This is a genomic window from Rhizobium bangladeshense (genome assembly GCF_017357245.1).
Classification (GTDB): Bacteria; Pseudomonadota; Alphaproteobacteria; order Rhizobiales; family Rhizobiaceae; genus Rhizobium; species Rhizobium bangladeshense.
The window spans coordinates 1,994,300-2,011,149 of the sequence record NZ_CP071612.1 but is presented as its reverse complement, the minus strand read 5'-3'; the positions used below and the strand labels follow the sequence as shown (position 1 = coordinate 2,011,149).

The 16,850-nt window shown below is 57.4% G+C and carries 17 protein-coding genes; 12 read left to right on the top strand and 5 right to left on the bottom strand.

The genetic code is table 11. The annotated features are described in order from the left end of the window. Nucleotides 1–224 precede the first annotated feature (224 nt). The 4 genes from J2J98_RS09830 to J2J98_RS09815 all read left to right on the top strand — a co-directional run bounded on the left by J2J98_RS09830 (nt 225) and on the right by J2J98_RS09815 (nt 4,487). A complete protein-coding gene (locus tag J2J98_RS09830; protein WP_207602982.1) occupies nt 225–1,250 on the top strand; it encodes an amino acid ABC transporter substrate-binding protein in 1,026 nt (341 codons plus the stop codon). Between the two features lie 95 nt (nt 1,251–1,345). Beyond that, nucleotides 1,346–2,548, top strand: coding sequence for an amino acid ABC transporter permease (locus J2J98_RS09825; RefSeq protein ID WP_207602981.1), 1,203 nt, complete (start codon nt 1,346–1,348; stop codon nt 2,546–2,548). 1 nt (nt 2,549) lies between these two features. Next, on the top strand, nt 2,550–3,695 hold the full coding sequence (locus J2J98_RS09820) for an amino acid ABC transporter permease (protein WP_207602980.1): 1,146 nt from the start codon (nt 2,550–2,552) through the stop codon (nt 3,693–3,695). A gap of 18 nt (nt 3,696–3,713) precedes the next feature. Then, nucleotides 3,714–4,487, top strand: a complete 774-nt coding sequence (locus J2J98_RS09815) for an amino acid ABC transporter ATP-binding protein (RefSeq protein WP_064709064.1) — start codon at nt 3,714–3,716, stop codon at nt 4,485–4,487. 61 nt (nt 4,488–4,548) lie between these two features. Here the strand turns inward: J2J98_RS09815 and J2J98_RS30770 are convergent, their stop codons facing one another. Together J2J98_RS30770 and J2J98_RS09810 are read right to left on the bottom strand one after the other, a co-directional pair. Beyond that, the gene (locus tag J2J98_RS30770) at nt 4,549–4,746 is read right to left on the bottom strand and encodes a hypothetical protein (protein ID WP_311044204.1); all 198 of its coding nucleotides are present in this window, start codon (nt 4,744–4,746) and stop codon (nt 4,549–4,551) included. Next, a complete protein-coding gene (locus J2J98_RS09810; protein ID WP_311044205.1) occupies nt 4,743–5,105 on the bottom strand; it encodes a hypothetical protein in 363 nt (120 codons plus the stop codon). The genes J2J98_RS30770 and J2J98_RS09810 overlap by 4 nt, the downstream gene beginning before the upstream one ends. Nucleotides 5,106–5,453: 348 nt before the next feature. On the opposite strand from J2J98_RS09810, the gene J2J98_RS09805 reads away from it, so the two are divergent. Together J2J98_RS09805 and J2J98_RS09800 are read left to right on the top strand one after the other, a co-directional pair. Beyond that, entirely contained in the window at nt 5,454–5,894 is a 441-nt protein-coding gene (locus J2J98_RS09805) for a DUF3597 domain-containing protein (protein ID WP_207603111.1), read from the top strand. A gap of 144 nt (nt 5,895–6,038) precedes the next feature. Further along, nucleotides 6,039–6,350 carry a hypothetical protein gene (locus J2J98_RS09800; RefSeq protein WP_064691462.1) on the top strand — a complete coding sequence of 104 codons (312 nt, stop codon included), beginning with the start codon at nt 6,039–6,041 and terminating at the stop codon, nt 6,348–6,350. Nucleotides 6,351–6,805: 455 nt separating this feature from the next. On the opposite strand, the gene J2J98_RS30295 is transcribed toward J2J98_RS09800, so the two are convergent. After that, nucleotides 6,806–6,943 carry a hypothetical protein gene (locus J2J98_RS30295; protein ID WP_246569412.1) on the bottom strand — a complete coding sequence of 46 codons (138 nt, stop codon included), beginning with the start codon at nt 6,941–6,943 and terminating at the stop codon, nt 6,806–6,808. A 1,191-nt stretch (nt 6,944–8,134) separates the two neighbouring features. On the opposite strand from J2J98_RS30295, the gene J2J98_RS09790 reads away from it, so the two are divergent. After that, on the top strand, nt 8,135–10,285 hold the full coding sequence (locus J2J98_RS09790) for a choice-of-anchor Q domain-containing protein (protein ID WP_207602979.1): 2,151 nt from the start codon (nt 8,135–8,137) through the stop codon (nt 10,283–10,285). A gap of 834 nt (nt 10,286–11,119) precedes the next feature. Then, the gene (locus tag J2J98_RS09785) at nt 11,120–12,391 is read left to right on the top strand and encodes a tyrosine-type recombinase/integrase (RefSeq protein WP_207602978.1); all 1,272 of its coding nucleotides are present in this window, start codon (nt 11,120–11,122) and stop codon (nt 12,389–12,391) included. A gap of 5 nt (nt 12,392–12,396) precedes the next feature. Here J2J98_RS09785 and J2J98_RS09780 read toward each other — a convergent pair whose 3' ends face one another. After that, nucleotides 12,397–12,987 (bottom strand): hypothetical protein, encoded by a 591-nt coding sequence (locus tag J2J98_RS09780; RefSeq protein ID WP_207602977.1) that lies wholly within the window; start codon nt 12,985–12,987, stop codon nt 12,397–12,399. A 171-nt stretch (nt 12,988–13,158) separates the two neighbouring features. On the opposite strand from J2J98_RS09780, the gene J2J98_RS09775 reads away from it, so the two are divergent. The 3 genes from J2J98_RS09775 to J2J98_RS09765 all read left to right on the top strand — a co-directional run bounded on the left by J2J98_RS09775 (nt 13,159) and on the right by J2J98_RS09765 (nt 14,399). Then, complete coding sequence (locus J2J98_RS09775) at nt 13,159–13,404, top strand: hypothetical protein (RefSeq protein WP_207602976.1); 246 nt, start codon at nt 13,159–13,161, stop codon at nt 13,402–13,404. Nucleotides 13,405–13,434: 30 nt separating this feature from the next. Then, nucleotides 13,435–13,980, top strand: coding sequence for an ATP-dependent Clp protease proteolytic subunit (locus J2J98_RS09770; RefSeq protein ID WP_207602975.1), 546 nt, complete (start codon nt 13,435–13,437; stop codon nt 13,978–13,980). Between the two features lie 122 nt (nt 13,981–14,102). Further along, the gene (locus J2J98_RS09765; RefSeq protein WP_207602974.1) at nt 14,103–14,399 is read left to right on the top strand and encodes a CopG family transcriptional regulator; all 297 of its coding nucleotides are present in this window, start codon (nt 14,103–14,105) and stop codon (nt 14,397–14,399) included. Nucleotides 14,400–14,786: 387 nt separating this feature from the next. Here J2J98_RS09765 and ligD read toward each other — a convergent pair whose 3' ends face one another. Then, a complete protein-coding gene (ligD, locus tag J2J98_RS09760; protein WP_207602973.1) occupies nt 14,787–15,839 on the bottom strand; it encodes a non-homologous end-joining DNA ligase in 1,053 nt (350 codons plus the stop codon). A 153-nt stretch (nt 15,840–15,992) separates the two neighbouring features. Between ligD and J2J98_RS09755 the strand changes: the two genes are divergently transcribed. Continuing rightward, on the top strand, nt 15,993–16,727 hold the full coding sequence (locus J2J98_RS09755; protein ID WP_207602972.1) for an SOS response-associated peptidase: 735 nt from the start codon (nt 15,993–15,995) through the stop codon (nt 16,725–16,727). Nucleotides 16,728–16,850: the final 123 nt, after the last annotated feature.

Below are 16,850 nucleotides of genomic sequence, written 5' to 3'. Positions count from 1 at the left end.
GCAGTGAGGCGCTCATTTCCTAGCCAACCGCCTTCGAATGCGGCTCAATTCAGCAAAAATCTGAATTTCGCCGCAATTATTGATCGCGACACTTGACCATGGTGACATTTGCGACTGTGATAGGGTACTCGCGCCGGGAGGGTGTCGAGACGATGGGGGGTGGCAGAGTTTTTCCGCCGGAACGCCCCACAAGAAATAATACAACGGAAAAGGTTGGGAAAAAAATGAAGAACAAGCTTCTGTCCGCCGCAATCGGCGCAGCAGTTTTCGCTCTTGGCACCTCGGCTGCTTCGGCCACTACACTCGGCGATGTTAAGGCAAAGGGTTTCATTCAGTGCGGTGTCAACACCGGTCTCGCAGGCTTTGCGGCACCTGACGCTTCCGGCAACTGGGCCGGCTTCGACGTCGATTTCTGCAAGGCCGTCGCTGCGGCCGTCTTTGGCGACCCCACAAAGGTGAAGTTCACCCCGCTGAGCGCCGCCAATCGCTTCCCCGCCCTTCAGTCCGGTGAAATCGACGTGCTCGCCCGCAATACGACCTGGTCGATCAATCGCGATACGGCACTCGGCCTGAATTTCCGTTTCGTCAACTACTATGACGGCCAGGGATTCATGGTGCGCAAGAGCCTGAATGTGAAGTCGGCACTGGAATTGTCCGGCGCATCCGTGTGCGTGCAGTCGGGCACGACCACCGAGCTCAATCTCGCCGACTATTTCAAGGCAAACAACCTTCAGTACAATCCGGTCGTCTTCGAAAAGCTGGACGAGGTCAATGCCGCCTACGATGCCGGTCGTTGCGACGTCTACACAACCGACCAGTCCGGTCTCTACTCATTGCGCCTGACGCTGAAGAACCCGGACGAACACACGATCCTGCCGGAAATCATTTCCAAGGAACCGCTCGCCCCGGCCGTTCGTCAGGGTGACGACCAGTGGTTCGATATCGTCAGCTGGGTTGGCTATGCCATGATCAATGCTGAAGAATTCGGCATCACTCAGGCGAATGTCGACGACATGAAGAACTCGCCGAATCCTGACATCAAGCGCTTCCTCGGCGTCGAGGCCGACACCAAGATCGGCACCGATCTGGGCCTCACCAACGATTGGGCTTACAACATCGTCAAGAACGTCGGCAATTACGGCGAGGTCTTCGAGCGCAACATCGGCGAGAGCAGCCAGCTCAAGATCGCGCGTGGCCTTAACGCCCTGTGGAACAAGGGCGGCATTCAGTATGCTCCGCCGGTTCGCTGAGCGGCATCAAGTATGAAGCCGGAAAGGCGGGCGACCGCCTTTCCTCCTCCAATAAAAAAGCTCCGAAAAGGAGCATAATGGGGAATTGGCCAAGCATGACCCACCAGGCTTTGGATTCAACACGTTTATCCAGAGGCGGCTGGAGTTTTCAGTCCGCGCTCTACGACCCGACAATTCGGGGCATCTTCTTCCAGGTTCTCACCATCGTACTGCTGGTCGTCTTCGTCTGGTGGGTCGCGCACAACACTGCTGTCAATCTGGCGCGCGCCAACATCGCGTCGGGCTTCGGTTTCCTGAATGGCCGTGCCGGCTTCGAAGTCGGTCAGTCGCTGATTGCCTATTCAAGCGATTCGACTTACGGCCGCGCGCTTGTCGTCGGCCTGTTGAATACGATTCTCATAGCCGTTACTGGCATCATCACCGCCACCATCATCGGCTTCATCATCGGCATCGGACGGCTGTCGCGGAACTGGTTGATTGCCAAGCTGTGCACGGTCTATGTCGAAGTTTTCCGCAATATCCCGCCGCTGCTCGTGATCTTCTTCTGGTATTCGGGCGTTCTGGCGATTCTGCCGAGTGCGCGCGAGTCGCTGCATCTGCCGCTCGGGTCGTATCTGAACAATCGCGGTCTTGCCTTTCCCAAGCCGATTTTCGGTGAAACTTTCTGGCTTGTCGGCGTAGCCTTCATCTTAGCGATCATCGCCGTCATCGCCATGGCCCGATGGGCGCACCGCAGGCAGGCGGCGACGGGCCAGCCGTTCCATACGATCTGGGCGTCGATCGGCCTGCTGATCGGCCTGCCGATTATCGCCTTCCTGCTCGCAGGCGCGCCGCTGTCTTTCGATTATCCGGTCGCGGGCAAGTTCAACCTCACCGGCGGCTCCGTCGTCGGGCCTGAATTCATGTCGCTCTTCCTGGCGCTTTCCTTCTACACCGCGGCCTTCATCGCCGAGATCGTGCGCGCTGGCATTCGCGGTGTGCCGAAGGGACAAACGGAAGCTGCAGCCGCACTTGGGCTTCACCCCTCGTCGATCACCCGGCTGGTTGTCATTCCGCAGGCCTTCCGCATCATCATTCCGCCGCTGAGCAGCCAGTACCTCAATCTGACCAAGAATTCGTCCCTGGCGATCGCCATCGGATTTGCCGATCTCGTCGCCGTCGGCAGCACGACCCTGAACCAGACCGGCCAGGCCGTCGAGGTCATTCTCATTTGGATGGTCATTTACCTCGGCCTCAGTATCGTGACATCGCTGTTCATGAACTGGTTCAATGCCAAGATGGCGCTGGTGGAGAGGTAAGATGAGCAACAGTTTCGTCAGAACCGCCATACTGGCGCCGGAGCCGCCTCCGTCAGGAGAGAAAGGCATGGTCGCTTGGGTTCGCCGCAATCTTCTCGCGACGCCCAAGGACATGATCCTTACGGTGCTGGCGCTTATCTTCGTCGGTTGGGCCCTCCTGCACGCGATCGACTGGCTCTTCGTGCAGGCGGTTTGGAGCGGTCCGGATCGCACCTTCTGCGCCACTGCTGTGCAGGGTGGCATACAGCCAGACAGCTGGAACGGTGCATGCTGGGCCTTCGTCAATGCCAAATTCGACCAGTTCATTTTTGGACGTTATCCGCTCGACGAGCGCTGGCGGCCGACGCTGGTCGGCATTCTTTTCGTGCTCCTGTTAGTGCCGATGCTCATCCCTTCGGCACCACGCAAAGGCCTCAACGCGCTCCTGCTCTTCGGCGTGCTACCGATCGTTTCCTTCTTCATGCTCTACGGCGGATTCGGATTGGAAATCGTCGAGACCCCGCTCTGGGGTGGGCTGCTTGTAACGCTGGTGCTCTCCTTCGTCGGCATCGCCGTCTCCTTTCCGCTCGGCATCATCCTGGCGCTCGGAAGGCGCTCGCAGATGCCGGTCATCCGCACGGTCTGCATCATCTTCATCGAAGTGGTCCGCGGCGTGCCGCTGATTACGGTCCTCTTCATGGCGAGCGTCATGCTGCCGCTTTTCCTGCCGGCCGGCTGGACGGTGGACAAGCTCCTGCGCGCGATCATCGGGGTCTCGATCTTCGCCTCGGCCTACATGGCGGAGGTCATACGCGGAGGCTTGCAGGCCATTCCCAAGGGGCAGTTCGAGGGAGCGGATTCGCTCGGGTTGGGTTACTGGCAGAAGATGAGGTTGGTCATCATGCCGCAGGCAATCAAGCTGGTGATCCCTGGTATCGTCAACACCTTCATCGGCATGTTCAAGGACACCTCGCTGGTGTCGATCATCAGCATGTTCGACCTTCTCGGCATCGTTCGCCTCAACTTCGTCGATCCGAATTGGGCGACCGCAGTAACGCCACTGACGGGACTGATATTCGCCGGCTTCGCCTTCTGGCTTTTCTGCTTCGGCATGTCGCGCTATTCAGCATTCATCGAACGTCACCTCGACACCGGCCACAAACGATAAAAATGAGGGAAAATAATCATGGCTGAAGCTCCTGCTAAAAAACTCACCGTTTCCGCAACGGAAGTGGCGATCGAGATCGTCAACATGAACAAGTGGTACGGCGATTTCCACGTGCTGCGCGACATCAATCTGAAGGTCATGCGCGGCGAGCGCATCGTCATCGCTGGCCCGTCCGGCTCGGGCAAATCGACGATGATCCGCTGTATCAACCGCCTGGAAGAGCATCAGAAGGGGCAAATCATCGTTGACGGCACTGAGCTCACCAATGATCTGAAGAAGATCGATGAAGTCAGGCGCGAAGTCGGCATGGTGTTCCAGCACTTCAACCTCTTCCCGCACCTGACGATTCTCGAAAACTGCACGCTGGCGCCGATCTGGGTGCGCAAGATGCCGAAGAAGCAGGCGGAAGAAATCGCCATGCACTTCCTGAGGCGAGTCAAGATCCCGGAACAGGCCAATAAATATCCGGGCCAGCTTTCTGGGGGCCAACAGCAGCGCGTGGCGATCGCCCGATCGCTGTGCATGAACCCGAAGATCATGCTGTTCGACGAGCCGACCTCGGCGCTCGACCCGGAAATGATCAAGGAAGTGCTCGACACCATGGTGGGTCTGGCCGAAGAAGGCATGACCATGCTCTGCGTCACACACGAAATGGGCTTTGCCCGCCAGGTCGCCAACCGCGTCATCTTCATGGACCAGGGCCAGATCGTCGAACAGAATTCGCCTGCGGAATTCTTCGACAATCCCCAGCACGAACGCACCAAGCTGTTCCTCAGCCAGATCCTGCATTGAGCCCCGGAACTGAACTTGTCAAAGACCCGCCGCCCCTTTCGGTTCGGCGGGTCTTTCATGTTCAACGAGAGACTGTCGCCTGCAGCAGACTGCAGAGACCGGCAAGACCTGGATCGGAACCGCCCGATCCGGAAATATCGGCGCAACGGACGAGCATCTTGCGCCGCTGGTCGGCAGGCATGCTGCGGAAGGCCTCGAGGGTGCGCACCTCAGCCGTATCGGCGGCGCGCGTCGCTGCGGCATCGCTTCTACCGTTCACCCGGCCGATGGCCAGATTGGCGTTGACGCCGTTGCCGCCGCCAATCGAAGCCGTGGCGTCGGCATCAACCGGTCGGAACCGCCGACACGTGCCTTGAGATCGGCATTGACGCGGCGGTCGCCGCCGGCATTGGCGGCTGCATCGGCGTTGACGCCGTTCGAGCCGCCGAGGGATGCGCCGGGCGTCGCATCGATGCCTCTTCGTCCACTGAGCGAAGCGCCGGCATCGTCACTGACGGCATTGCCGGCATTGACCGGAACGCCGACATCGATCGCCTGTGCTTGGCCCGCCGGCATAGCAAGGACGGCACAGGCGGATGCAAGCAGGGCAACCGGTAGCCTGAGGTGGATATTCGTCATGATCTTCCTCCGTTTCATGTGCCGTACGGTGCAGCCCGACAGCTGAGATCGAGGAACGAGCGTGCCTTCGATCGATTGGACACCTGCCTTCCAGGACACCCATGCGAAGCCAACGTGAAGGATTGGCGAGTATTTCCTCTCGTTGCGTTGGGAGCCGGCGCCATGGCGGAGAATGATCCCGCCTCGTTATCGCCGTTAAGCGGCCGTGGGCGTCTGTGCCAAAGCGGTCATGTCAACTTTCAGTTCTCGACTCGCGCGGGCAAAAATAATCCTCCCATCTTCTGGATATGCCCATTGCGAATTCCATGTTTCAGCATGTTCTCATTAATTGACAGTGGAGGTTCGAGAATGGGCATTTTCGACAAAATCAAACATGCAATCTTCGGAGAAGCGAAGGCAGCCGAACCCGTTGCCGGGAGCGCGCAGAAGACAGAACCGGCACGAGCGCCTGCCTCACCGTCGGCCCCGCCCAGCCCGGCGCCTGCGGCCTCTCCCGCCCAAGGCAAGCCGGCCACAAGCCCAGCCGCGGCGACAGTCGATATCGTGCCCATCCTCGACGCGGCCGCGAAGAAGAGCGGCCAGAAACTCGATTGGCGTCACTCGATCGTCGACCTGATGAAAGCGGTCGGGATGGACGCGAGCTTGGCTGAGCGCAAGGAACTCGCCGCTGAACTCGGCTATACCGGCGATCCCAATGATTCCGCAAGAATGAATATGTGGCTGCACAAGGCGCTGATGAAGCGGCTTTCGGAAAATGGCGGCAAGGTGCCGGCCGATCTCCTGGACTGATCCCGATCCGTTGCTGACGAATGGCTGCCGCCATTTGCGGCGGCAGCCATTCGGCCTTGTCTTAGGCCCTTGCCCGCAGGCGCTGGAACCAATAACGTCCGGGCAGATAACTCCAATTATTCGATCTAGGGAGAGATAAATCCAATGCGATTGATGGCAGTTGTTGGTGTTGTGCTTAGCTTGGGCTGTATTTCGGCCGCAGAATCTCCTTCAAACTATCAATCCTACAGCGGCATTCGGGTCGATACCGACCCGGTCCTCTTGGCCCGATACGACAAAGCGCTCCAGCGGTGCGTGCCAGAGGCCGGCTCATGGCGACGCGGCTCGCCGGACCCGAGAAGCCTCCATTACAACGCGGCGCTCAGAAATTGTCTCTATCGACGCGGCTTCGTCGACAGAGGCGTCTATGCCTACCCCATCCCCGAAGTTTACTTCCAGCATTTCCTGGATCGCTGAGAAGAAGCGAACGGCTCTAATCTGCCATGGAACGTCAAAGGCTGGGATAAACCGGTCATTTGGCGAAGGCTTCTCGATTGGCGGCTGCCACATGTCAGCTGTTGCGCGACCATGGCTGGCGGTTTGCCGTCTGGCAATTGCCGCAGCGATGAGCAGCCGAATGAATCTCGATGAGGGGTCGGAGCGGTGGATGACTGGAACCTTGCCCGACGGTCGACACCGCGTGCACCTTCATGTCATCTCGAACTTCGTAGAACTTGTCGCCGTCGATTCGATAAAATGGCAGCTTGGCTTCTCGCCCTTGCCGGCAGAACAGGCTTTATCGCCCTTGAAGGTGAGTTTTGTCTTCACGCGATCGTCTTGCCGACATCGGCTTTACCGGTGATGGTGCCGTTCTTCCAGCTCCAAACGAGTTCGGCCGGTCACAGGCTTTTCCAAATCGAGAATTCCTACCTTCACATGCCTGCTGTCAGAAAAAGCTTTAAACTCGTCCATCGTAATCTTTTGGCCCCCGCAGGAAGATCAACGGCGTAGCCATTCATCGGATAAAGCAGAAATGCAGCAGCGCCGATGCGTGAAAAATTCGTTCTCATACTCGCCTCCAAAGAACTGAAAGGGAGGGTATACGCCAGCTGCGGCTTCAACATTCCGCCTATTGTAGGTAGGAAAAGTATAGCGTTGATTGAAACGTATCTAATCCTAGGCTGTTTCAACTTCTCGGCGATATCATCAGAATTTCTGTCATTTTCATTGCCGCATCACGCCAGTGGAAAGAAATATCCGTCGTCGAGTACTGGACAAGCTTTAACAATATTATTCTCGTCGGCGCTGCATTAAAAAGCATTCCATAAAACTGCCCTTCAGCTGCGTGCCGAGATGCCAATCCAGCCGAAATCGTCATGGCTCCGGCATTAAAAAGACCAGCTGCGAAGGAGATGATCTTCCATTCGCCATAGAACAACTTCGAGGTTGAGAGCCATTGAGCAGTCGCCGCCGTGCCACCCGATGTGCCGTCGAAAGAGATCGCGCCGGAATTGGGTGCGGCCTTCTCGTTGCCAGATGAGCTGTGCGAGCAAATCTCCTTTACGATCTGGGCGATAGGCGCCCGAACCGCAGATGATTGGCCTGCTCGCGCTGTCCGGGGCGACTAGGTTCGGCATCAAATTTGTTCGAGATAGCCACTACCTTGGCAGTGTCTTACGGCGCAAGCCACACGTATTCGATGAGGTTGCGCCAGCGCATATGCCTCCGCCAGAGCCTGCGTTTCGAAGGTGAATTTCGCCCGCTGGCATGTGCCGGCGGGGGAGGTGTAGCCCATCGCCGGGTGGGTCTTGCGCGACGACTCATGGTCGAATTTAAGAACTCAGAGAGCGGTGTTGGCCCTGTCGTTGCCGTTGCGAATAGTGCCAATCGTTAAGGCGAAGCTGCCAAAAATTGAAAAATTCAGAAAAAATGTTGATCCCGCCTTGGCGGCAGGATTTCAGCCACGTTTATCAGGTTTTCCTAATCTTTTCAATGGGCGGGTGTCGCTGTAGTTGCATAAAGAATAATTCGCGGCAAGCGAGATATATATTTTGTCCCAATTTGGGCGAATCGGATTTCCGCAAATATTTCAAAATGTAACTCGGGGGTGATCCGGATATTATGGCAGCAATATGGCTATTGTTCTCAAGTACTTACTGTTTCTGTGCTGTTGCACCCTTCGGAACGTCGGCCTATAAACCCCCCGCAACACATGATTAACTACAAAATATTAGACAACGCTGAAGTTGAGGAACAGAACCATGACAACATACTACGTAGCTTCGAGCAGCAGCGGCGGGAACGGCAGTGCCTCCTCCCCTTTTCGCACGATCAGCGACGCGATGGCGGCGGACCTTAAGCCCGGCGACGAGGTCGTGGTGAAGGCAGGCACTTACAACGAGGCCATCAACATCGACAAGGACGGCTCGGCTGCAGGCAACATCACGCTGCGCTCGGAAGTGCCCGGCGGGGCACTGATCCGGCCGCCCGAGGGCTCCTGGAACGCGATCAGTGTCAACGCCAACTACGTGGTCGTTAACGGCTTTGACATCGGCGGCGCCAACGGCGACGGCATCGAAGCGAACAATGTCCACCACGTCCAGATCCTCAATAACAAGGTCCACGGCAGCGGGGAGTCGGGCATCCAGTTCAACCAGTCGGACTTCATCCGCATCGAAGGCAACGAGACCTACAATAACGCGTCGACAGGCTGGTTCTCGGGCATCTCGATCTACCAGAACCGGAACATCACCGGCGATACCTCGACGGACGGCTACCGGACGATCGTGCGGAACAACATCTCGCATGACAACGTCACAAAGGCCGGTGAGCACACCGATGGCAACGGCATCATCATCGACGATTTCCAGAGCACCCAGACGAGCGGTTATCCGAACTACACGTTCAAGACCCTGGTCGAGAACAACCTAGTCTACGAGAACGGCGGCAAAGGCATTCAGGTTACCTGGAGCGACTCCGTCACGGTGAAAAACAACACCGCCTACCACAACAACCAGGACCCGCTGAATACCGGCACCTGGAGGGGCGAACTCAGCAACTCGGCGTCGAGCAACAACACCTGGGTCAACAACGTCGCCGTAGCGGATCCCTCGCTGAACCAGAATAATACAGCGATCGACAACACCTCGACCGACAGCTACTCCAACGACAACGTCGTCTGGGCCAACAACATCACTTACAACGGCACGGCCGGCCAGGCCTCGGTCAAGACCGACGGCGGCAACGCGATGCCGAGCGCGGCGAGCGGCAACAAGCTCGGCGTCGACCCGAAATTCGTGGGGGCATCGAGCGACGACTTCCACCTAGCCTCCGGCTCGGCGGCGATCGACAGCGGAACCAGCAAGTACGGCGTCAGCTCGGTCGATCTGGACGGCGACGCTCGTGTCGTAGGAACTGTCGATATGGGTGCTTACGAATCCGGCTCCGCCCCGGTATCGGGAACGCCGTCGGCGCCGACGCAACCGACAACGCCAACCGCGCCGACGGAACCGACGACGCCAACCGCGCCGACGGAACCGACAACGCCAACCACGCCGACGCAGCCGACAACGCCAACCGCGCCGACGGAACCGACAACACCAACCACGCCGACGCAGCCGACAACGCCGACTGCGCCGACGAAGCAATTCATCGGCACCGATGGCAACGACATCCTGCCGCATACCGGTCAGTCCAATAGCGGCAGCGAAACCTTCAAGGGTCTCGGCGGTCGTGACGTGTTGAAAGGCGGCGCCGGTGCGGACGTGCTCGACGGCGGTTATGGCAACGACACAGCCAGCTATGCGGGCTCCGGGGCGGTCAAAGTCAATTTGGCGACTGGGACCGCATCGGGCGGGCATGCCACCGGTGACAAGTTCGTCAGCATCGAAAACCTGACTGGCTCCAGTTACAACGACGTGCTGACCGGCGGCAATGGTGGCAGCAACGTTCTGCGTGGCGGGGCTGGCGCGGACAAGCTGGATGGCGGCGCCGGCGGGGATAAGCTGTTCGGCGGTGCCGGCGGGGACGTCATCATTGGTGGCGCCGGAAAGGACGTCATGGCCGGCGGCGCCAGCTCGGATACGTTTGCCTTCAAGACACCGACGGAGACCGGGTCGGGCTGGAACCGCGACGTCATCACCGACTTTCAGCACGGCGTCGATAAGATCGACCTCTCGGCGATAGATGCGAATGGCTCTGCGCAGGGCAATGGAACCTTCCATTTTCAGGCGCAGGAGAATGCCCTGTTCGATAAGAAGGCTGGCGCGCTTGCCTGGCACTACGATGACAGGGCTGGATCCGATCACGATGCTACCATTGTCCAGGCAGACCTGAATGGCGACGGCGTTCATGATTTCGAAATCCAATTACAGGGCCTCGTCCACCTAGGGGCAGGCGATCTAATCCTGTAACTATGTGAGTTGCGGCGGTCGTCCGATCGCCGCAACAATCATGCTAATAATCCGGAAATATATCGATCGCGGAGTGTAACCCGCCACGGGGCGCGCAAACTTCGGCGACTTCAGCGCGTGGATGAGCAAGCCGGGAGGGCGTGACCCGAGTGGCGATCTCATCCGCGCGCTGAAATTTTTTTGGGTGTCAGCCGCCTGTCCGGTGCAATTGTGCGCGAGGCAATAGCGGTCGCCGTTCATCGTGAGGGGTTGACCTGGCGGGTGATGCAGACTGCAAAGCGCCGGTCAGGCGCTCGGATCCAGGTCTCTGTCAATTCGTCGAACGGAAGGTTGCCTGGTGAGCAGGCGGCACCTCGATCAGTCGAAGAATAATCCCGCACCCGTCTTACAGGTTGTCTCCGCTTCCAGATGCAGCTGGGCGGCTGCAAGCTGCTGATCGTCAATGAGCTTGGAATCCCAATTGATCAGCGAGATGATAAGGCCTGTGATGGTTTGGTCGCGGAAGGTCCAGCCGCTGTTCTCAATTCTTCTATAGGGGACGCCCGTCCGACAGCCGTACACGTAATGGCCGGACGACGCCGAACGGTGCGCCGCTGACCGGGGCATATCAAGTCATTGAAATAGTGGCGACCCCTGCAGGAATCGAACCTGCGACAACCTGCTTAGAAGGCAGGTGATTCCTGCTAACTCCACCTATCAAACGCTATCAACAGATATCATTGGACCGCCTCAAATCCAGGCCTTGCAGGGCATGTGATCAATCGTGATAATAACAATCGCAATCACGACCTATCACCCCTCCGCCGTTACCCCGGCGTTACCCTGGAAAATCAGATGGCAAAAGCCCTTACCGTCCGCGCGATCGAGGCACTGAAAACGCCGGACGTTCGCAAAGAGATCCCCGACGGTGGCCTGCCGGGTCTTTACCTGGTCGTTCAGCCTTCCGGAGTGATGAGCTGGGCCATCCGCTACAGGTTCGATGGGAAGCCGAAGAAGTTTACGATAGGTCCCCTGCCCGTCTTTCCATTGGCGAAGGCTCGTGAGGAGGCATCAAAGCTTTTGCGTGGCGTCTCCGAGGGCAGAGATCCCGCGGCAGCCAAAGCGGCCCAAAAGTCGCTCAAGCTCGACATTGTTGAAGATGCGATCGACGAGTTTATCAAGCGGTACGTTGAGAAGAAAAACCGGCTTTCGACGATCAAGGAGCGGAAGCGTCTCTTTGATAAGGACTTCCGGCCGAAGTTCGGCAAGCGGAGAATGAAGAGCCTCACGAGGCAGGAGATTGCCAGCCATCTGGACGAGGTGGCTGAACGGGCGCCCATCGTCGCAAACCGACTTCTTTCGCTGCTCAGAAAGTTCTTCAACTGGGCTGTTCAGCGCGACATCATCGACAGCTCGCCGATGGAAAAGAAAATCGACAAACCAAGCCAGGAGATCACGCGAGATAGAATCCTGACAGACAATGAAATCAGGCTTGTCTGGCTGGCTTCTGAAAAGCTTGGCTATCCCTTCGGACCGATGGTCCGGCTTCTGCTGCTAACAGCGCAGCGGCGCAGCGAGGTCTCGGGGGCTCAATGGTCAGAGATGCATCTGTCCGGCAACGATCAGGAATGGGTCATTCCGCCGGAACGGTCGAAGAACGGCAAGGAGCATTATGTCGCCCTAGCAGCCGAAGCCATCCGAGAGATCGAAGCTCTGCCAAAGGTTCGACCTGCCGAGGACGAAGAGCCCGTTTTCCTTTTCACGACAACGGGCGTGACGAAAGTCTCTGGCTACGGTCGGGCCAAGAAGAACCTCGACACAGAAATGCTCAAGATTGCTAAAGAGGAAGCGACGGCGGACGGGCGCTCGGCGGATAAGTTGGAACTCGAGCCTTGGACATTCCATGATCTAAGACGCACCGCAGCGAGTGGCATGGCTCGGCTAGGCGTTCCAGTGCATGTCGTTGAAGCAGTGATCAACCATCGGTCAGGATCAATCAAAGGGGTCGCAGCCGTCTACAATCGCTACGACTATGCCGAGGAAAAGAGGGATGCATTGGCTGCCTGGTCAGCGTTCGTGGCTAGAATCGTCTCCACGAAACCCAACTTTCCGCCGTTCAAAGATTAATTATGTCACTCGCGCCAGCGAACCGACAGCTCGCCATCCAGAAGCTCGATCGCCTTCACGAACCGATTATAATTCGGTCGAGCGGTACGCCATTTACCCTTCTGGAAATATCGCTTTGTCCCAAGTTCCTTATCAAGTTCAGAAAACGAAAGATTGGCCTCAAACAGCTTCGCCAGCATCCCGTCGATCGGCTGATTGCCTGTCGGCTTGAATGGCTTCCTATTCCGGCGAAATCCATGATATCGAGCAACTTGGCGGATATTCACCCATGTCGAATGCGGGAACGTCGCGCAAATTTCCGCAATCGTCGCGGCAGGATACAGCTTGCGAAGCTTTGAAATCTCGGCAGCTGACCAGATATGCTGCTCTTTTTTTCTCAAGTCCATTTTTCTGCATTGCGCGCAGATCGCATTCCTCGTTCGGTGCGGAAGCGCCTTCTCGATATCATCAAGATTGGGCCACCTCTCTCCGATGATTTTTAGATCGTCTTCAGTCCAGAGCTTGTCTCCACTCATGGTCAGACCCTCTCGTTGTACCCGGCGACGAGCACGTTCTGCGCTGGCGGCACCTCGTGCGAAATAGGTTAGTTGCGACATGGCGCACCTCCACCTACAGCATCTTGTCCCAGCCCCGGGAGAGCCAATCACAAATCCGGTTTTCCACTCCTTTTGCGTCCGACGCAATTTGTGCGCACAGTTGCAATCTCTCCGAGCAGTGTTAATCGTATTCTCGGGGCATGGTCTGCGTCCGGATAATTAGAGGTTGGCATGAAGCTCATCGTCTTCGGTTCCGCCATGGTATTGGCCGGATGCAGCTGGCAGCCCAGTGGCAGTTATACTCTCTATCGAAATTCGGTACTCGACGGGAGTATGAGACTGCATGTTGCATCATTCGACAGCAAAGATGGCGACGCCTATAACTCCGACAACTGCCGGATTGCTGCTGAACTGTTTCAAAGTCAGCCGGGGGTGACGGTCAGATACTGGTGTGAAAAGGGAGCTTTTAAAGCTTAGCCCCGCCGTCGATCAGGGAGGAATGACTAGTTGAGCGACAAGATAGCTTATTTCGGTTTCACAGGCCCAATCGAATCTGGTTCGGCCACGCGCATCGGCGCCGCTATGAACTACGCTGTCAACAACAGCTATGACGGCATTTATCTGGCCTTTAGCTCACTTGGCGGATTTATCGCGGACGGGGTCTATCTCTACAACCACATCCGAGCCTTGCCCATACCGGTGACAATCCATGCAACGGGGAACGTGGCGTCGGTGGCAGTAGCAATTTATGCTGGAGCAACAAGGCGCGTGTGCTCGCGTCATGTGTTGTTTATGATTCATCCAGCCGCCGTACCGGGGAGCACCGAAGGGATGACATGGGACAGGCTACAGCAGCTAATGAACTCTGCCTTGGCGGAGGAGAATCGCACGGAAGGCATCTTGCGCGATCGGTGTTCTATCCCCGATGAGCTTTTGAACGCCCGGCGGTTCAGTGAAGTTCACTTCTCGGCGGAGGATGCGGTCAAATTCGGTGTCGCTCACGCCATCGAGGAGTTTACGCTCCCGAGTGGGTGTGAAATGAACCAAATTTAGCCGTTTTCTATCCATGGAGAACTCCCAAACTGGAATATCGCATACGCCGATATTCATGTCCACGTAAACTCAGATCTTGATTTCGTTTCCCTTGAAGTCCTAGCGACCAATGAGGCGCCTAAATGTCAGTAGTCGCCGGCGACACCGCCGCCCTCCTTGAAGACGCCGCCAACCGGATAGACGAAATTTCCACGCGGGATTTGCAGATCATACTTCGCCGCACCGCCCTGCTGGTGCGCAATGCCGGTTCGATCACTCTCGATGATGCTACTGAAGAGGCGCTTCGGAATGTCTCAAGCGAGCTGGTGCTGAGCCGTGAGGATGCGATCAGGTATATCGTCCGTGAGTGGTTGGAGCGGAACACCTATCTGCCGGTGCACGAGCTGGACGAAGATGGCGATGTTGATGGGAGTGCCTGACGCGCCATTCTTCGTGGGCGCCGCCGTGCGAACATGAACCGAGCAGTATTATTTTTCGGTCGAGGTTGGGTTGCTCGGATTTGACGCCGGGTCTAATTCGCCTTTCCTATACGGCACTGAGAAATCCAGGGGCCGTCCTACAACACGGTCGGTTGATTTCAGTAACTCGTATGATCGGATTAAAAGAGCACGGGAGGACGATAAAGTAGCTTCGATAGAGGACTTGCTCATGAGTGCACTCCGCTATTTGCAGGCGGGAGCACATCGTAACTCTCGGTCATCAGCGCCTACGTTCTCGGTTGCTGATGATAGAAGGGATATAGGGCGCTCCTGCGAAGAGTCCACCCACACACCCGCAGTGAAGAGAAGCGCCGATAGCATCCCGAGCTATTCCAGCTCATAGACCCCGGCGTTATCCTGCTCCTCTCGCAGCCCCTTATACGACGGATGCCGCAGCTTCCCGTCGCGCGTCCACGATCGGTATTCGATCTCAGCGACGAGTTTCGGTTTGATCCAGATCAGGTTCTTGCGCTGGCCGGTGTACCTCACCGCGGGCGCCGACACCTTAAGCTTGTCCATCGCAGCGCGAAGCTCCATTGCCTGGTCTGCCTTAAAGCCCGTTCCGACAGATCCCACATAGACCAGCTGTCCGTCTTTCCGTGCCGCAAGCAGCAGCGCGCCGATATTGCCAAATGCCGAGCTGGACCTCTGATAGCCAACAATGGCGAAGCCGTCGCTCTGGATGCACTTGATCTTCAGCCACTCGCCGCCTCGGCCGCCGCGATACGTGCTGTTCCGATCTTTCGCGATGATGCCCTCGAGCCCATGCTCGCAGGCGATGCGCAGAAGCGTTTCACCATCAGCCTCGATCTCCTCGGAGAGACGAATAGCCTCCTCCCCGCCGGCAGGTACCACGCCCTCGAGGAGATGGCGCCGAGCGGTAAACTCGGTTTCCGTCAGGTCGCGACCATCGAGATAGGGGAGGTCGAAGACCATCAAGACCGATTCCCACGATGTCCGCTTGCCGCCTCGGCCGCCCAGCGACTGCTGGAGCTTGCCAAAGTCAGACCGGCCGTGCTCGTCGAAAACGACAGCCTCGCCGTCGAGTATCGCTGTTGAAACCGGGAGGCGTTTCGCCTGGGCGACGATGGCAGGGAAGCGGTCGGTCCAGTCATGGCCGCCGCGGGTAATGACCCGGACGCCCTTCGGTTCGATATGAATGGCCAGGCGATACCCATCCCATTTCACTTCGAAAGCCCATTGCCGACCCTTCGGGGGTCTTGGCTTGAGCAGCGCAAGGCACGGATCGATGCGCGCCGGCATAGGGTCGAGAGTCAGCTGGTGCTGAGCTGGGTCACGCTTCTTTCGCGGGCGGCTGCGGATCGGCGCTTCGGGTTCACCGAGCAGCGGCTTAGAAGGCTTGCGAGGCGGCTTTGTCATGACCGCAGTTCAGCAGCAACACCTTAAAAAGCAATTGACCCTGATTGAGTAACGAACTCTCGCAAAGTGAAAAACAAGATGATCGCGGCTAGCGTTGAAATGCCAAAATCGGGTTACATCTAAAGAGTTAGTAACTCCCCACGGAAATACGGAATGTGTACTCGCGTTTATATCAAGGAATCGCTTGACGAACTTGCGCGTAGTTTTGCTTTCGCTGGACAAAGCGCGCTAGAGGGCTTGGTCGGTCGCATCCCTCGATACAACGGCTCGCCGAGCCAAGTCTATCCAATCATCATCGAAGATGCCGCGCTGCGGACGGGTATCAGGGCTCCGGTCTTTGCAATAGCAAAGTGGGGCCTGGTGTCGGCATCTAGAACGCCTAGCGACCGGCGTCCCCCACTGGTCAACGTCCGCTGCGAAAAGATTACCACACACGGACTCGCCGGACCGGCCTACCGGTCGCGTCGCTGCCTGATCCCAGTCAATGGTTTCTTTCAGTGGAAGCCGATCTCCCCCCACAGCCGAGACAGGCAACCCTACGCAATCGCGATGAAGACCGACGTCCTGTTCGCTCTTGCGGGCATTTGGGAGGTTTGGCGCCACCCGGCTGGCATCGATATCCGCACATTCGCAGTCATCACCTGCTCGTCGAATGAGATGATGACGACGATCAGTAGTCAAATGCCGCTCATTCTCCATCGGAGGGATTATCAGCGCTGGCTATCTCCTGATTCAAATCCATCCGACCTGATGAAGCCATACTCGGCCGAGCTTATGACCATGTGGCCGATTGGCAGGGACGTTGACAACCTGAAGAACACCGGTCCGGAGATCATCAACCCGGTTGATCTTCGTCCTCATCGTCATGTGAATCATCGCCTTCGCTGATGGGCGAGAACGTCGTCAAGGCGGCCACGACACCGGCACGGCCTTAAAAAGCAATTTGCCTAGAATGATTATTGACTCACCTACTGATGAGAACATATTAGCAACATCGCTCGGGCGGAGCAC

What these genes read in the sequence shown, in the direction of transcription:
- J2J98_RS09820 (WP_207602980.1), top strand. Translation starts at nt 2,550, where the DNA reads ATGAGCAACAGTTTCGTCAGAACCGCCATACTGGCGCCGGAGCCGCCT.
- J2J98_RS09810 (WP_311044205.1), bottom strand. Translation starts at nt 5,105, where the DNA reads ATGACGAATATCCACCTCAGGCTACCGGTTGCCCTGCTTGCATCCGCC.
- J2J98_RS09830 (WP_207602982.1), top strand. Translation starts at nt 225, where the DNA reads ATGAAGAACAAGCTTCTGTCCGCCGCAATCGGCGCAGCAGTTTTCGCT.
- J2J98_RS09765 (WP_207602974.1), top strand. Translation starts at nt 14,103, where the DNA reads ATGTCAGTAGTCGCCGGCGACACCGCCGCCCTCCTTGAAGACGCCGCC.
- J2J98_RS09805 (WP_207603111.1), top strand. Translation starts at nt 5,454, where the DNA reads ATGGGCATTTTCGACAAAATCAAACATGCAATCTTCGGAGAAGCGAAG.
- J2J98_RS09790 (WP_207602979.1), top strand. Translation starts at nt 8,135, where the DNA reads ATGACAACATACTACGTAGCTTCGAGCAGCAGCGGCGGGAACGGCAGT.
- J2J98_RS09825 (WP_207602981.1), top strand. Translation starts at nt 1,346, where the DNA reads ATGACCCACCAGGCTTTGGATTCAACACGTTTATCCAGAGGCGGCTGG.
- J2J98_RS30295 (WP_246569412.1), bottom strand. Translation starts at nt 6,943, where the DNA reads ATGAGAACGAATTTTTCACGCATCGGCGCTGCTGCATTTCTGCTTTAT.
- J2J98_RS09755 (WP_207602972.1), top strand. Translation starts at nt 15,993, where the DNA reads ATGTGTACTCGCGTTTATATCAAGGAATCGCTTGACGAACTTGCGCGT.
- J2J98_RS09780 (WP_207602977.1), bottom strand. Translation starts at nt 12,987, where the DNA reads ATGTCGCAACTAACCTATTTCGCACGAGGTGCCGCCAGCGCAGAACGT.
- J2J98_RS09785 (WP_207602978.1), top strand. Translation starts at nt 11,120, where the DNA reads ATGGCAAAAGCCCTTACCGTCCGCGCGATCGAGGCACTGAAAACGCCG.
- J2J98_RS09775 (WP_207602976.1), top strand. Translation starts at nt 13,159, where the DNA reads ATGAAGCTCATCGTCTTCGGTTCCGCCATGGTATTGGCCGGATGCAGC.
- ligD (WP_207602973.1), bottom strand. Translation starts at nt 15,839, where the DNA reads ATGACAAAGCCGCCTCGCAAGCCTTCTAAGCCGCTGCTCGGTGAACCC.
- J2J98_RS09815 (WP_064709064.1), top strand. Translation starts at nt 3,714, where the DNA reads ATGGCTGAAGCTCCTGCTAAAAAACTCACCGTTTCCGCAACGGAAGTG.
- J2J98_RS09800 (WP_064691462.1), top strand. Translation starts at nt 6,039, where the DNA reads ATGCGATTGATGGCAGTTGTTGGTGTTGTGCTTAGCTTGGGCTGTATT.